Annotated in this window: 14 protein-coding genes; 3 read left to right on the top strand and 11 right to left on the bottom strand. The window is 43.4% G+C overall.

All coding sequences use genetic code 11. From position 1 onward, the window contains the following. Positions 1 to 152 precede the first annotated feature (152 nt). From RIB93_RS29420 to RIB93_RS29430, 3 genes are all read left to right on the top strand, one after another. The gene (locus RIB93_RS29420; protein ID WP_446378369.1) at positions 153 to 482 is read left to right on the top strand and encodes a hypothetical protein; all 330 of its coding nucleotides are present in this window, start codon (positions 153 to 155) and stop codon (positions 480 to 482) included. Positions 483 to 500: 18 nt separating this feature from the next. Then, positions 501 to 1,349, top strand: a complete 849-nt coding sequence (locus RIB93_RS29425; protein WP_446378371.1) for an SMI1/KNR4 family protein — start codon at positions 501 to 503, stop codon at positions 1,347 to 1,349. Between the two features lie 172 nt (positions 1,350 to 1,521). Continuing rightward, complete coding sequence (locus tag RIB93_RS29430) at positions 1,522 to 2,727, top strand: YbjN domain-containing protein (RefSeq protein ID WP_446378373.1); 1,206 nt, start codon at positions 1,522 to 1,524, stop codon at positions 2,725 to 2,727. Positions 2,728 to 2,826: 99 nt separating this feature from the next. Here RIB93_RS29430 and ruvA read toward each other — a convergent pair whose 3' ends face one another. The 11 genes from ruvA to RIB93_RS29485 all read right to left on the bottom strand — a co-directional run bounded on the left by ruvA (position 2,827) and on the right by RIB93_RS29485 (position 15,141). After that, positions 2,827 to 3,459, bottom strand: a complete 633-nt coding sequence (gene ruvA / locus RIB93_RS29435) for a Holliday junction branch migration protein RuvA (protein ID WP_446345165.1) — start codon at positions 3,457 to 3,459, stop codon at positions 2,827 to 2,829. A gap of 105 nt (positions 3,460 to 3,564) precedes the next feature. Continuing rightward, positions 3,565 to 4,317 (bottom strand): sucrose-phosphate phosphatase, encoded by a 753-nt coding sequence (locus RIB93_RS29440; RefSeq protein WP_446378460.1) that lies wholly within the window; start codon positions 4,315 to 4,317, stop codon positions 3,565 to 3,567. A 75-nt stretch (positions 4,318 to 4,392) separates the two neighbouring features. Then, positions 4,393 to 7,065 carry a P-loop ATPase, Sll1717 family gene (locus tag RIB93_RS29445; RefSeq protein WP_446378375.1) on the bottom strand — a complete coding sequence of 891 codons (2,673 nt, stop codon included), beginning with the start codon at positions 7,063 to 7,065 and terminating at the stop codon, positions 4,393 to 4,395. Beyond that, positions 7,062 to 7,508 (bottom strand): hypothetical protein, encoded by a 447-nt coding sequence (locus RIB93_RS29450; protein ID WP_446378377.1) that lies wholly within the window; start codon positions 7,506 to 7,508, stop codon positions 7,062 to 7,064. The genes RIB93_RS29445 and RIB93_RS29450 overlap by 4 nt, the downstream gene beginning before the upstream one ends. Before the next feature lie 60 nt (positions 7,509 to 7,568). Next, positions 7,569 to 7,817 (bottom strand): HepT-like ribonuclease domain-containing protein, encoded by a 249-nt coding sequence (locus RIB93_RS29455; protein WP_446378379.1) that lies wholly within the window; start codon positions 7,815 to 7,817, stop codon positions 7,569 to 7,571. 8 nt (positions 7,818 to 7,825) lie between these two features. Next, positions 7,826 to 8,146: a nucleotidyltransferase family protein gene (locus RIB93_RS29460; protein ID WP_446378381.1), complete on the bottom strand. Its 321-nt coding sequence runs from the start codon at positions 8,144 to 8,146 to the stop codon at positions 7,826 to 7,828. Positions 8,147 to 8,612: 466 nt separating this feature from the next. Further along, the gene (locus RIB93_RS29465) at positions 8,613 to 9,458 is read right to left on the bottom strand and encodes a DUF928 domain-containing protein (RefSeq protein WP_446378383.1); all 846 of its coding nucleotides are present in this window, start codon (positions 9,456 to 9,458) and stop codon (positions 8,613 to 8,615) included. 107 nt (positions 9,459 to 9,565) lie between these two features. Further along, positions 9,566 to 13,426, bottom strand: coding sequence for a magnesium chelatase subunit H (gene bchH / locus RIB93_RS29470; protein ID WP_446378385.1), 3,861 nt, complete (start codon positions 13,424 to 13,426; stop codon positions 9,566 to 9,568). A 113-nt stretch (positions 13,427 to 13,539) separates the two neighbouring features. Beyond that, entirely contained in the window at positions 13,540 to 13,941 is a 402-nt protein-coding gene (locus RIB93_RS29475; RefSeq protein ID WP_446378387.1) for an HNH endonuclease, read from the bottom strand. Further along, positions 13,938 to 14,327: a hypothetical protein gene (locus tag RIB93_RS29480; protein WP_446378389.1), complete on the bottom strand. Its 390-nt coding sequence runs from the start codon at positions 14,325 to 14,327 to the stop codon at positions 13,938 to 13,940. Before RIB93_RS29480 ends, RIB93_RS29475 begins: the two co-directional genes overlap by 4 nt. A 172-nt stretch (positions 14,328 to 14,499) precedes the next feature. Next, positions 14,500 to 15,141, bottom strand: a complete 642-nt coding sequence (locus tag RIB93_RS29485; protein WP_446378391.1) for a DUF3386 domain-containing protein — start codon at positions 15,139 to 15,141, stop codon at positions 14,500 to 14,502. Positions 15,142 to 15,297: the final 156 nt, after the last annotated feature.

Consider the following 15,297-nt stretch of genomic DNA (forward strand, 5'->3'; position numbering starts at 1 on the left):
TAATCCTTGCTACGCAAGAATCATGGAGATTAAAAAAAGCAATTCTAATAAAACAGGCTTTTGATTCTGTTAGAGCCTTTGCTACTTAAGGGTTTAAGCTCATTTAAATTGCTAATTTGCCATAACCAGTCTAAGAGAGCCGGAAAAAAGAATTGGAAGAAGAGTTATTAGGTATACGTCAGCAATTGACAGAATCCACTAATGAAGAGGCTCCTTGGCTAGACGAGCAGCAAGATAAGGTACAGCAGCTAAAGCATCGATCTTCTGAATTCCAGCAGAGGCAGGAGCAAAAACTTCAGGAAGTTATTAATAACTGGGAAATCTCTGGAAAAATCATTATAAATGATGAACAGAAACCTTGTGACTCCTGTAGTGGAATTCTTCAACAATTTGTTAATAAATTTGATCCAAGTAGAAAGAATATTGATATTGATGTTACTAAGGGGGTAAAATACTACTATGGAAAAACTGAACCGAGATAGCATCCAAAATTTTAATTTATGGAATATAAATTTATTAGAGATACTGTTGATCTCATAACAAAAGTAGGCAATTTTGACGAACGTGAATTTAGAGGATGTACTGAAAGCCAAATCGAGGCTTTGGAACATCTTTTGCCCGAATATTCATACCTTCCTGAATCTTACTATGAATTTCTTAAATTCGGAGGTAATGGAATATGCAGTATGTTAAGTGGTACAGATTTTTACTTTCCCCAAGTTTATGCTTTAAGGGCAGAACGAAAATTACAAAATTTGAAATCTGCGGGATTCTTTTCGGAAAAATTTGATTATGATTCTTACCTAAAAAATGAACTTTTTTTATTTTATTATCATCAAGGTTATTTTGCTCGATTTTTTTATATGGACGGTAGTGACGATCCGAATATTTATTACTATGAAGCAGGCCTACCTTATGATTTTTTGTTAACTCAAGAGCAATCATTTTCTCAATATCTTTACACTGAAGTAGCGAGTTTTATAACACAATATCAACAAAGCATAGTAAATGTAGATATAGAATTGCGAAACCGAGTAAAGTTTTATCGTAATGGACTCCTAGATACGTTAGATGCACTAGAATCTATTCCTGTTTCTACAGGTACAAAACTTACTCAAGATGCTAAACGGCGATATGCCGAAATAATTCGCAATACATATCGCTTACTGTTCGATTATCCCTTTTACGCTCTATATGAATACGACTATGTATTTTCTCCTAAAAATTATTCTCAATCTCCAGAAATGGGAAATGATGACTTGCAAGAATTAGTAGAGATGATGTACGAATTAGAAAAAGAAGGTAAAGATATTATATTTTATGTTAATGAACTTAAAAAAAATGGCTGATAGACTTTGAATATCGATAGTGATACTATTTTAGGCAATGCCCATTAACAAGGTTTGATGATGGCAGTAGAGTAAAATTTAGTATCGCTATATTTGGTAGCCCTAATTATAATGTGTAAATACACCAGCGCGTAGCGCTAATAACTTCAGTAAAGACTAGAAAATAGCTTCCATGGACGCAAAGATTACAAATCATAAATTAGGGAGCGAACTGACGTTGTATACCCTTTCACGATCGCCTTTAACTAGACGATCGCCTTTAACTATTCACGCTGTTTCCCTATCCCTAACCCAACAAGACAACGAAGTCATAGACTGCCATCTCACATTCCAAGTAACCCCCGAACTCTACCACCGCATTGACACTGAATCCCTATTTAACCTCAAACCAGAAGTCCGCACTCCCCTCACTAACGGCGACTTCCAACCCTCACCTGACATCCAAATCGAAGCTAGCCTAAAACCCGACTTACTTCCCCTCCTCCTAGAAAAAGCTACCAACCCTGAAAAAGCCGCAGCTTCCCTTGTAAACCTCAGTCAACAGCAACCTGAACTAACATCCGATTCCAGTAACAAAAAAGTCGATACACAGGAAACTGACAAATCACCTGACAATTCCCAATCCCCCTACTGCTTACTATCCACCGAAAGTTGGTTAGCTCTATCAGTCAAACAGCAACAGGAATCAGGCGAAACAGGCTACCGTACCTTTTGGTCTTATCTTAGTCCCCAAGCTTTATCCAAAGAAACACCTGATTCTGAAGAAATCTCTGAAAGCATCACTAATTTCTTCACCGATTTAGTCGGTGGTAGTTTGGATACGGTGGCTAAAGACTTCGCTAATGAAACAATCGGGGCAATATCTAACTTCTTCCAAGAATTAGCTCAAGACACCCCAGAACCAACACCTCAAGACACCATTACAACCCAACCCATTTTCCAGACAATGGTCAACTTCTTTACAGAAGATGATTGGTCTTATGCCAAAATTCAAGGAGAACCCGCTTTGTACTTGGCATTTGAGGGAGATAATGGAAGCTGGAACTGTTACGCTAAAGCCAGAGAAGAAGAAGAGCAATTTGTTTTTTACTCAATTTGCCCCATAAAAGTGCCAAAAACCAAGCGTCGAACTCTGGGAGAGTTTATCGCCAGAGCCAATTATGGCATGATGATTGGTAATTTTGAATTAGACTTCACCGATGGTGAGATTCGCTACAAAACCAGTATTGATGTCGAGGGGGATAGACTCAGTTTTGCTCTTATCCAACAGCTAGTTTATGCCAATGTGACAATGATGGATAAATATCTACCTGGGATTAAATTAGTCCTTGAAAGGGGTATGTCACCAGAAGACGCGATCGCACAAATCGAATCCTGATTCCGATCATGTCCTGATGATTGCCCATAATTGCCATGCCATAAGGAGTTTACGCCATTTTGACTCAGGGTATTTGACCGGAGATGATCACCCCCACAGCTACTGACTCAACCATGCGATCGCGCGTCGAATCCATTCCTCGGCGTTGGGGTTTTTCGCCAGCAGTGCATCCTGACTAATCGCGTTCAGCGCCTGGGTAATTTCGGCGGTTTCATACCCTAGGGCTAGTAGGGTCATTTCCACATCTTCTAAAATAGCGGGGGAGGGTCCCGTTGCACTGGCTGGAGTTTCCACACCCGCGAATTTTCGCCATTCAGATAACTTGGTTTTTAGTTCCAAGGCGATGCGTTCAGCGGTTTTGCTACCCACTCCTGGAGTTTTGGCTAAGGTGCGAGTATTCCCGGTGACAATCGCCTGAACCAGATTCTGTAGTCCTAGGGTATCAATAAGTGCGATCGCTAATTGGGCGCCAATCCCACTCACACTCACCAACTGGCGAAATAAATCCCGTTCTGCGGCGGATGCAAAGCCATAGAGGATTTGTTGATCTTCCCGAATTTGCAGGTGAGTAAAAACTTGCACCACTTGTTCTGATCCGATCTGAACCTCTTGGGATAGCTGTCGAGTAATTTGCACCTCATACCCGATTTGGTTAACCTCTAGAATCAGAGTAACTCGATTCCCATTCCCTTTCTGAATCGTCGTGACTGTTCCTTTGAGATAACTAATCATTAATTATAAGTATCCAAATTTAGACTGACCGTTACATCAGTAGAGACGTAGCATGCTACGTCTCTACACTGTTGGCGATCTTCTCTGTTCCTGCTTGCCCAATTCCTAAGTCAGAAATCCAAAATGATGCAGACCTTCTAATATACCATCTGCATAATCGGCTTGAGCGAAATAGTGATAATCTTTTTTGTTCTCCTCATACCATTGACGCAGTTCAGGTTTAGCATTTCCCACCAGAATACCCCGTTCTTCCCCAGCACTAAACAGGGCAATATCATTACCAGAATCACCACAGACAACCGTTTTTGTCGCGTCCATGTCCCATTTTTGCCGCAGGAATTGTACCGCTAAACCTTTATCCCCTTGACGAGGTAAAATATCCAAGTCTTGACCCCCACTATAGATCAGCTTGACATCTAACCCTTTTTCCTTTAATGAGGATTCAAGACGGGGCAAAACCTCTGAAGAAATTTCTTCACTCAACACATAACTGACTTTAAAAGGGCGCTGTTCTGTCTCAGGTTGCAGCACAAGGTCAGAATAATGGGCAGCTATAGCCACAACCGCGTCCCGGTTCCACCCTTGTGCCAGCATATCTGCCCATTCTGGATCAACGATTTCTTCCTGCGGATTGAAGCAAATTTCGGTGCCAACTGAGGTAATCAGCGCATCCGGTGACAGTAGGGACTTTTCGCTAGTCAGTTTCCGGTAGAGGGCAGGCGATCGCCCAGTAGCATAGACTATCTTAGTACCATAGTCTTGGCGATGCTGCTCTAACTGCTGATTGAGTTCCTTCAGGGCATCGTCATCGCCAACTAGAGTGTTATCTAAGTCGGTTATGAATAAAAATGCAGTCATCACAATCTCGCTGATGATTAGAGTTTGCATCTGCATTATTTCGCATCAGCGTGGGATTAGCCAAATCAAGCAATGTTAACGCTGTCCTTTGCGTACCATATTCAATCCATACAAGTACAGTTCAGCCACCGCATAGACACGAGGCGGTGGATCATTGGGACGAGAACGTTCGGTGAGAATACAATATTCTATCATATCCCTGATAGTTTCAGTTAATTTGTTATCCTCCACTTTCCAAATTTCCGCTAGTCTTTCTTCATCAATCGGAGAACGTTCAGTTCGTAATCTGTCCAGATAGACTTGAAGTTCAGGATACTCGTTGCGGACTTCATCAACACGTTGCTCTGAAACATAGGGAAAAGAATCAATCAAAGCTTTGGGGCGCAAGACTATCTCTTTACTATACTCTGTCGAGAAATCTTTTTCCCGTTTAACTGCTTCTTGTAACAATAAGACTAAACTTCTCGGAAAACAGTTCTTTTGACCGTCAGCAATACGAGTCCGCACCCAATTATAAGTATACGCTTTTTTCGTCCGCCCCATCCGCTCACCCCATAGAGGATACAAGCTAGTCCGAAGTTGTTCTAGCTCAATGGCATTTAATCGTTCCACTGTTACCCCCAATTTTTGCTCCAAAAATTGGCTAAGAGTAGCCGAACTGGTTAAAGCTTGGCGTAGCACAAGTCTCCACAGATCAGCCTCATCCCAACGGAGTTGGAGTGACCGCCCAGTGTAATGTCCTTTGTTGGTAAAATTAAGTTGATTCCAAATATCTTCCCGTAAAAATATTTTAGGGACAATACATCTGAGACTTGTCCCACTCTCCAGCCACCAAGCCAGTAACGCTTCAAGTGCTTGTTTGCGACGAACATAGTCTTTTTGAGTCGAACCAAAACCAGCATCTAACTCATCATAAAGTAGCCATACGACCTCTTTATTCTCTTGCAACCAACGGTCAATTGCTCGTAGTTCATCAGCCGCTTGCGACCTAGCTTGTGGAGATTGAGTGCGATGGACTAACCACTCAACAATTGGGGAATGGGGAGGGTTTTCTTGGGCTACTAATGCAACTAACTGTTGATCTGATTCAGGGAGTGAACGTAATTCTGGTATCGAATAACACAGTTGCAACAGAGCATAGTTTAGCCAAAAAATTGACCAACTGTTTTCACCCACTTGCTGCTCATAACTCTCTAAATCATTACTTTCTAAGATGGGACCAGGTAATCTCGGTTGACCATGGGCGGCTAAAAACTTAACATTATTTAAGTTAACCTCAGAATGGGCTAATTCTTTCGCTTTTTGTGATTGTTCGACAAACAGACGAAACAGCAAGCTTTTTCCAGTTCCTTTAGCCCCCCGAATTAACCAGTTTTTGTTGCTTAAAAATCGGGGAAAATCTTCAGTGCGGTGAAATATATTTGGGATATTATCCGCTTCTATTTCTTGGGCAGTTGCTGCATCAAAGCTTAATTCATTTAAAATGGATTCACGTTTTTCTGAAGTTTCATCTTTTTCCAGTTCCGGCTTGACATCAGGTAAACTTGCATCAATAGCATCAGCAATTGGCAAATAATCATTCAGTAAACTTCTAGGAATATCAATTAAACTGGATAAAGTTGTAATGCTGGGATTATAGGGAATTTCGTAGTAAAGTTCTCCAACAGTTGTCTCACTCGGTAAACCCCAGTTTTCCTCAATCCAATCTTCCACCCTAGTGATCCAAGTTTGACGCTGTTCTGGTGCAACTAGAGGCATAGGCGTAAGCAGAAAGCGAAGATCAGGTTTTCCTTGATAGTCACGGTGTTTCCGCACCCCTTTTACAACCCAGCGTAATCCTTCAAAACTCTGGTCGGTGGGTGAAAAGCACAGGATACCCGTATCAGCGAGATCAAAAAGTGCGATCGCGCTGGTATCATTAAATCCAGGACGTGCATCAACCAAAATAACATCTGGGTTTAACTGAGTTTTGATATCTTCTATAAGCTGATTAACTGGATTGGTTTCACCTTGATAGAACTTTTCTAGAGTGTGTCGATCCAGATCAGCTAACCGATGAATATAATTTTCATTATACTCTCCCACTGGCACTAAAAACAGTTCACCACGAGTGGGTAAATTGATGGGGTAGATACAACTCTCAATCTGGGGAATATTCTGATCAGGAGTCAAATAGCGTTGGTGCAAGTAATCCAGGACTCCGTAGGTTTCTCCGTTAAACGTTTCTGTATTTGAGCGGAACATAATCGAAATTCCCGGCGCTTCTAGGTCAAAATCGACCATAACAACTCGACGATTACGCCTTGCCAATATACTGGCGACTAAGCCTAGAGCAGTAGAACGTCCTACACCTCCCTTGAATGAGTAAAACGTAACAATCAAAGGACGCTTAGGACTATCTTCATCGATCTGAATCGGTTGGTCAGATTCTGGAGCCATTAAGATGTCTGACCACAGGGGTAATTGGATAGTAGCTGAAGGTTTTTCTGTTGCTTCTTGGGGAGTTAACAACTCATAGCCAGCAATGGGATATTGACCAAGATTAGTATTAATAGTCTCTAAAAAAGAATCAATCTTTTGTTCGCGCCATTCTAAGGGATAGTTTGCAAACAAATGAGTAGTCACTCTAATTTTCAGCCCTCCTAGTGAAGTTGGCTTTATTTTTACCTGTGCATCGGGATCTTCAGATTTTAAAGAATTAATAATATGGTCTTCAATCTGTTGAGAAAATTGAGTTGAATGGGTCATGACGTCTCCCCTTGTTGATCTAAAATAAACCGATGCAATACTTTAATAGCTTTGATAAAGCGTTGACTCTCCTGCTCATCTCCAATTTTATCTGAATAGCGTAAGGAATCATTACGCCAAATGCCTGAAACTGTATTCCAGGCATCTCGATAACGATTAGTGCGGTCTAATTCTATCGCACGTTGTAATGCAGGTACACTTTCCAGTAACTTGCTCAGACTATGTAATTGTGAACCAGATAGTCCCCGTTTAAATACACGAGTATCTTTAAAGTTAGTTTTTCCTTCCCTGTCACAAATAAGAGATTTGAGAGAGCATTCAATGGCATAGCCCCCCAAATAAATAGAACCTGTCCAACGCCCTTGGTCATTTAACACTTGAGCATCTTCAAACCGACGCCGAGAAGCACCAAGCTGGCAACGTCTATCATAAGTATCGGGCAAGTAATAGTCCTCCGATATGATTGAGCCATATTTTCCTAGCGAATAAGGACTATTTTAGGACTATTCTATTTCCGGTGGCAAGGGTGGTATCAAAGGTTCTAATTGAGTAATCAGCGTGGGAATATCTGACGTCACTACAGACCAAATTCGTTCTTGCCTAATCTCTTCATACTGATGGGCAATAACATTCCGTTGTCCGATAATATCACTCCAGGGGATTTCCGGATGTGCTTGACGGAAATTATCTGACATTCGTCTCGCCGCTTCGCCTAGAATCTCTAACTGTCGCTCAACGGCACTCTGAAGCAATATACTCTCTAGATAAGCTTCATAAGATAAATCACCTGTTTTGTACTTAGAATTTCATAACGCCGGAAAGGATTACGTAAACACTCCTTTTCCACTAAATCCACTTTCCGCCTAAACATCGTTTTCAGTTCTTCTTTCATCTTAATGATGTCCCACAGACTCCATTTAGCCTCCGGCGCAAAACTGACCAGTACATCGACATCACTATCGGGGCGAAAATCATCTCGTAAGATAGAACCAAATAGGGCAAACTCAGTAATTTGCCAGCGCTGGCAAAACGCAGCAATCTCGTCCCTAGATACCTCAACCTTTGGGCTAATTGTCGTCATATTGTTTGTAGTAAGGGCTTTAGCCTTATATTTTATTAGCGTTATACTCACATATTAAACCTTGATCAGCCAGCCCAAAAACCTGCAATATTTTTGAGTAATGCTGCGGCAAAATCATTGAACAATGGTGCGTTACGCTACCCTACCCTACCCTTCGGGAACGCTTCGCGAACGGGAACGCTGCGCGAACGCTAACGCTGCACGAACGCTAACGCACGATGGCGGCGTGGCACAGCTAAAATGGTGGAATAGATTTGACCATTGAATCGGGCGCAAGTCTTTGCGCCCCTAAGTCTCCGGGCGTAATTCTAATTCATCGAATTAAGTGTGCCACGCCACTACCTTGAAAAAAGAGCGATCGCGTAATAAAAAGCGCAGTCTAATAAAGGGCGCACGTCGGTGCGCCCCTACAATGTTTATCCATCTTGTTTAATCGGCTATTTGTTAGTTTTATGCATTCTTGAATTTAGCTAAATTCAGCTATAAAGGTATACGCATCCAACTCAACTGATTTAAGCAATTTGTTCCAGGCATCGGTGACATCTTGATCATCGGGACGTTCACGTCGTAGTTCCATTAAAGTATCTACAGTCTCGTACCAAATTCGTTCTTTAGTGTAGAAAGCCAAACGTTCTTCCAGAGTTGCCTGGGTGAGAAAACGTTTATCAAAGGGATTAAATGGGACTCGTTTAATAGCTCCACCCATAAAAATATCACCTGAAGCATCAGGCGGATCGCATATTATTCGTAACCACCAGTGATATTGTTGACCAATTTTTAAGGGAGGAAGTAGTGGGGGACGGGTAGCCAAACCAGGAAGTGTTAAGCTGATAATACCTGGAGTGCCTACTGCTATTTGGATGTCATCACCATGGGAAGTTATTTCTGTGTAATGAGTAAAGGCATACTTAGCGGAATAAACTTCTTCCCTATTAGTATTCATCAACACAAATTCTATTCCCCAAGCGAATGTCTTTGGTATATACCCAAATAAAGTTGGATACTCAGCTACTGTTGTACCGATTCCGGACAGTGGAACTAAGGTTGTCGCAGGAGTTCCGCGAGGGACAACACAACCACCACACGGTCCTACGCCTTCTCGATTACTGGGAAGTGAAGTATCTTGTGAATCAGTCGCAGGTATAACTTCCCATTGCTCAGGAATCAGGCTGCTAAGTGGCGGAGGTTCAGACTGTGCTTGTACCTTAACTGGTAATTTGATAGCTAACCCCAAGGTTAAAACTAAAGTCAGTAAAACTAAGACGACTATGCGGAAGCGGGGTAAGCGGGGTAAGCTAGTTAGAATCGACATATTTATCTTATTTTTGTTGTATTTTATACCTATCGATGCAAATGTGCTAGCACTCAATCAATCTTGAATAGCCCGTTAAGGCTGAACTTTAAAATAGGTGAACACAATTAAACCGTCACTCCTTCTAATTCCTCATCCGTCAACTCATACAACGCCTGCAACTTCTGTAACTTCTCCTCACTCGGTTGCCAAAACCCTCGCCCACTTGCCTCCAACATCCGGGCGACAATATTCCGAAATGCCTCTGGATTTGCTTGTCTTAACCTCTCTGCCATTTCTGTATCTAAGGCATAGGTATCTGCTGCTTGCTCATACACCCAATCATCGGTAAAATCTGCGGTTCCCCCCCAACCAATTAACGCCGTCATTCGTTGGGAGATTTCATACGCACCACCTGAACCCTGACTCGCCATTGCTTCTGCCCATTTTGGATTCAGTAACTTGGTGCGATATTCTAACCGCAGTAAGTCATCTAATTGGCGCGGGGTTGTATCTTTAGAAAAGCTTTCTACAAAACTGGCACTCACTTTCTTTCCCCGTTGTTTCTCAGCCGCTTTTTTCAATCCCCCAGTATTAGCATAATATTCCTGAATATCGGTTAAACCGTATTCCACAGAGTCAATTTCCTGAACCACCTGGCTGGTGGTTTTTAATAGCTGACTTAGAACCTCTGGACGCGCTTGTCCTTTATCTTGACGCCCATAACTAAACGCATTGCGACTTTCCCAGGTTTTGCCTAATTCCTCTCCCGATTCCCAGTTTCCATCTGTCACTTGGTCATTCACGAGAGAACCAAAATCACCAGCCGGGTTAGAAAATAATCGGGCGGAATTATTCTGGATTCCTTGGGCTTGTAACGCTAAAGCGTGTTTCCGAATAAAATTCTGATCTTCTGGTTCCTCCGCCTCCGCCGCCCGTTTAAATAAATCATCGAGTAATTCAATAATATTCACAAAACTATCCCGGAAAATACCCGATAGATTTGCCAATACATCAATCCGGGGATGTCCGACGTCTGCTAGCTGTTGTAACTCATAGCGGACAATTCGTCCTGTTCCTTCTTTGATGGGTTCTGCACCTACTAATTCGAGTAAAATTCCCAGGGATTCTCCTTTAGTTTTAATCGCATCCAATCCCCATAACATTACCGCTACCGTTTCTGGATAGTCTCCCTGTTCTTGGAGGTGTTGGGCGATAATTTGTTTGGCAATTTCTCGTCCTCGCTGATAGGCTCCCGGTGAGGGCATCCGATAGGGGTCTAAGGCATGGATATTTCGTCCGGTGGGTAATACGCCGACACCATCTCGTAATAAGTCGCCGCCCGGTGCTGGGGGAATATATTCTCCATTTAATCCCCGTAATAAGTTGGTCAGTTCATCGGTGTTTTGCTGTAATAAATGGGCAATCGTTTCTATTTCAGTAGCAAGGGAATCTGATTCGCCATTTTTATCCTTAACTAGAGATGTCGCCGATAATTGAGTCGTTTGATCATCTCCTATTTTATCTATTACCTCCTTAACTAAATCTGCTGCGCCATTGTCGCCAAAATAAGCGTTTAAGTAGCTAGCTAACGCTTCTGAGTTCGGCGGTTCACCCAAGGTATGTAATCCGGATGAAAACAGGCGTTGTTCAACCACTTGCAAGTATTCATACAATTTGACCAGATAATGATTAAATGCCTCAGCACTGAACAAGCGCACATTATCAGGTGTGAACGGAATGCCTAATTTCTTCGCCTCATCAAAAGGGCAATCTGTATCTAAGCCACTATCCACAATTTTTTGACAAATGTCAGGCTTCAACGCATAATTCTTTTCTGGGTCTTCCCGATACTCGGTAATTAAATCTCGCAGTGCGACTAATTCTTTATACAATCCCGCCCGCCCATAAGGGGGTACATTATGGGAAATAAGGACGCCATAACCGCGCCGTTTTGCTAAAATGGATTCCGAGGGATTATTGGCAGCATAAATATAGAGATTGGGAATATCTCCCAGCAAAATATCTGACCAAGAATACCCCGTATTGCCTAAGGGAGAACCGGGTAACCATTCCACGGTGCCATGCATGCCAAAGTGAACTATAGCATGAGGTTGAAACTCCTGTTGTAGCCATTGATAAAACGCGGCATATTGAGGATGAGGGGTCATATCCCGTTCAAACATTAACCGCATTGGATCACCTGAAATACCTAAGGGGGGTTGCACGCCTATCCAAATATTTCCTAATTGAATTCCACCAATTTGGAACTCATCCCCGTAAGTTTTAATTCCGGTTCCAGTGAGGGATTTCCACTGCTTTTCGATGCGAGTGGTAAAGAGATAGCCGAGCCATTTTTCTAGGGTTTTAACGTTGACGGAGTTTGTCGGTGAATCCTCATGACTCATCGCTTCATCGGCTGCTTTTACCTGGCGGATAAGTTCTTCGCCATCGTCAGGTAACTCGCCAACAGTATAGCCTTGCTGCTTGAGGGCGTGGAGGACTTTCAGGAGCGATCGCGGTACATTGAGTAAAGCTGCTGTTCCTGTCGCCCCATATCCGGGCGGGAAACCATAGAGAATGATGGCAATTTTCCGTTCTGAGGCGGGTGTCTGTCTCAGTTCAATCCAACGCTTCAGACGCCCAGTTAACCGTTTCACCCGTTCGGGAATCAGATAAATATCCTCTCCCACCAATCCCCCCAGAGGAACTGTGTCAATTGCCCCATCTAATTCCGGTAATGCATAGAGTACGACCGATTGCAAGCCGCCAATTCCTTGTCGCGTCCAAGAGTGAATATCCTGAATTAGTAACGGTGCGGCGACAAGATAGGGAACATTTTTGGCTGTGAGGATGCGTTTTGCCACCTCAATTTGACGCCCCGCCTCCATAGAACCAGCGGGTCCGCCGACTAATGGAAAGCCAATTGTAGAGACAATCGCATCAACTTCAACCGCGTCTTTTGATAAAGATGGTGTATCAATTTTACCCTGTTTGCGTTGGGCAGTTTCATCCGCCGATGTCATCCAATCTCGCACCGCCACATGTCCTTCCACACCATTAATAAAGATAGGGACTGGAATTAATCCAGCGTTCTCAAACTGGCGAATTAATTGGGGAATATACGGTTGTTTAGAGACAACATGTTTTCGGTAAAGAAGAATACCAACAACGGGAAGAGATCCCCCCCAGTTCCCAGGAGAACTCGAAGCGAAGTCTCCACTGGTTTCCGGTGGTTTCCCCCTTTTTAAGGGGGACGGAAGGGGGATCTCAAGGGGGGTGTTAGAGAAAGATGGGGAAGAAGCATTATTGTGCTTTTGCCAATACCACTCCAGATAGTGCCGTGGCGAGGTAAAATACCCGTCATAATCAGGATGCAATAAACCCATATTTGGGGTTTCGACTGGGGGTGGAATGTCTCCCACTTGTAATCCTAAGTATTTTTCAGCGAGTACCCAAAACATTGAAGCGACGTTTTCGGAACCGCCAGCATTCCAGTAGCCGTAGATAATCAGCCAGTTGCGTAAATCTTGAACTTTTTTCGCCGGAATATACTTCAGCAGCTTGGGACCCGTCTTCAGAAAGCTGATGTAACCTGCGAGTTTATCTTCTTCTCGTCCATTGCTAAATTTATCCAGAATAAACTTAATCGGCTTGGGCATTCCTTTGGGCTTATCGCCAATTTTAAACGCCCCGATTTGAGTCAGACTCATTAATTCTAGGGCGGATTCAAAGACGAGGCGGATGGGGATATGTTGCGTTCTCTCCCGCAGCCATAATACTTGGTCATAATCAAACAGCAGACTGGCGAAGAAGACATCAGCATCTTGGAGGGCGGCGGCGACGATATCCGGTTCTGTGGTCAAGGATTGGTCGCTAAATACGCGAATATCCAAGTCTGGACAGCGCTTTGTCGCCCAATCAGCCGCTTGGCGGTACAAATCCGCGTTGAATGATTCAAACCCAGCGATTAAGACGATGCGTTTCATAGACCCAAGCCTGAACGATTTCTTCATACATTGATCTTAATGGGTCTAGGAGATAAAATCCTTTCCTTTCCAGATTTTAGAAACGTTGCAGGCAAATGTCTCTATACTTCAACCTAAGGAAACAAGCTTAAACGAATCCATAGCTGCCGTGCCGTTACTTGTGCTTGACTGTTCATCTCTAAATGAGTGATCGTTACTCTTGCAGTAGGTGTTTTAGCCACAAGTGTTCCCGAATCACTGTCTACTTGGAAATGGTCGTCCCATAGATCTTGCCTTGGGTGAAACAGAGGAACGTCCTGATTGGATTCAGGATCGAGTCCACTGATACGAGTTCCTTTACGAAGATTGCAAGAACGACAAGCGAGAGCGAGATTGAATTCGGCATCAACGCCGCCTCGGTACAAGGGTATGATATGTTCGACTTCAAAGGGGAAATTGAAAACTAATTCAGGCGCATGACAATATTCACATCGATGAGTAGCACGGTCAGCAACTAAAGTATAGAAAGAGTTCATTGGCTCAATTGCTGTACCAAAGCTGCACTTCGGGCTGTGGCTGCTTTCAATTCAGCCTCGACAAGACTATCCAGTTCAGCTTGTTGTTCTGGAGGTAGCATCTGTCCGCGATCGCGTGCTGTTCGCCATCGATTCATCAATTCAGATAAACGCTGTTGTTCAAAGGCACTAAAAAACCAGTCAGGGCGAAAACTCTGGAGAATCAGTAGGGTATCTAATTCATTCCCTTCTAACTGAGCGGTCAATGCATCTAGCGCTTCACCTGCGGTTTTACCTGTTGATTGCTTGTTACCTGCAATCGCTCGATAAAGCCTATCACCGCTTGCATCGGATACTGGCAAGATAGCAACTGTCGTCATGTCTTTACCGGAGAGTCTGTTGTTCACCAATTATAGTTGGTTCAAGGCTGTTAAAACCCCTCCCTAACCCTCCCTAAATCAACCCCTCCCTAACCCTCCCCTTGCCAAGGGGAGGGAACTCGAACAGCTAAAATCGCAAAACCAAACAAACAAAGTCCGCCGAGGCGGACTCAGGAAAAATTAGGGAATTATTCACCATTTACAGAAGTTTGACATTTGAGAAGTTAAACTCCTGAACGGACTCTTTTCCATCGGTTTCTGTACGAATAATCCGCTGGGTCAGGATAACATAGTCGCCAACCTTTTCGTAATTATCTTCAAACACACTTTTACCGCCCTTTTGTTCACCCGTTTTGGGGTCATGGTAGACGGAATCATAACGGTGAGAAAGATAACCTTCGCCTGTGTTGTGGGAACTAAAGGTGTTAATCGTGACGACAACGCCGTGGATGTGACGGTGGACGTGGGTTACTTCATTATCACGGACTTTATAGCGATCGCCTTCTGATTTACCACCCATTAACAGTTCCACAGCACCCGTCTCATCGGTATCTCCGAAGGTGAAGGTATTCTTTCCGTGGGTGTCTTCAAAGGAACGGCGAACCCGATGAATCGCGGTTTCCCAGAGTTGAGAGTGAATCGCTTTCTTGGCGTCTTCGTCTTCGACATCAAAGACTTCTGCTTTCATATCCGGGTTAACCCGAACCTTCCCTGTAACCACCTGATCATCCTGTTTGAATGTCACATCTGCGGTGTAACCGGGGAAGTTGTTATCCCAGGTGTAGCGGTTTTCATACGCCGCCCGAAAGAAATCACGAGCTGATGTTTGAACTCCAACCATCTGCCTCTCCTATCATTTTAGTTGCTGTAAACTAGCATAGTCGGGACTATCTAGCCTGTATAGACCCCAAGTGGGTACTGTCTGTGTCAACTACGCCATCGGGGAGATAGGGGAAAATAGTGAGTGGTGCAAGATGTGACTTAAACGGCAAAGATT

The organism is Coleofasciculus sp. D1-CHI-01 (assembly GCF_040218875.1).
GTDB lineage: Bacteria > Cyanobacteriota > Cyanobacteriia > Cyanobacteriales > Coleofasciculaceae > Coleofasciculus.

What these genes read in the sequence shown, in the direction of transcription:
- RIB93_RS29460 (WP_446378381.1), bottom strand. Translation starts at nt 8,146, where the DNA reads ATGACGACAATTAGCCCAAAGGTTGAGGTATCTAGGGACGAGATTGCT.
- RIB93_RS29485 (WP_446378391.1), bottom strand. Translation starts at nt 15,141, where the DNA reads ATGGTTGGAGTTCAAACATCAGCTCGTGATTTCTTTCGGGCGGCGTAT.
- RIB93_RS29430 (WP_446378373.1), top strand. Translation starts at nt 1,522, where the DNA reads ATGGACGCAAAGATTACAAATCATAAATTAGGGAGCGAACTGACGTTG.
- RIB93_RS29440 (WP_446378460.1), bottom strand. Translation starts at nt 4,317, where the DNA reads ATGACTGCATTTTTATTCATAACCGACTTAGATAACACTCTAGTTGGC.
- RIB93_RS29475 (WP_446378387.1), bottom strand. Translation starts at nt 13,941, where the DNA reads ATGAACTCTTTCTATACTTTAGTTGCTGACCGTGCTACTCATCGATGT.
- RIB93_RS29425 (WP_446378371.1), top strand. Translation starts at nt 501, where the DNA reads ATGGAATATAAATTTATTAGAGATACTGTTGATCTCATAACAAAAGTA.
- bchH (WP_446378385.1), bottom strand. Translation starts at nt 13,426, where the DNA reads ATGAAACGCATCGTCTTAATCGCTGGGTTTGAATCATTCAACGCGGAT.
- RIB93_RS29445 (WP_446378375.1), bottom strand. Translation starts at nt 7,065, where the DNA reads ATGACCCATTCAACTCAATTTTCTCAACAGATTGAAGACCATATTATT.
- ruvA (WP_446345165.1), bottom strand. Translation starts at nt 3,459, where the DNA reads ATGATTAGTTATCTCAAAGGAACAGTCACGACGATTCAGAAAGGGAAT.
- RIB93_RS29465 (WP_446378383.1), bottom strand. Translation starts at nt 9,458, where the DNA reads ATGTCGATTCTAACTAGCTTACCCCGCTTACCCCGCTTCCGCATAGTC.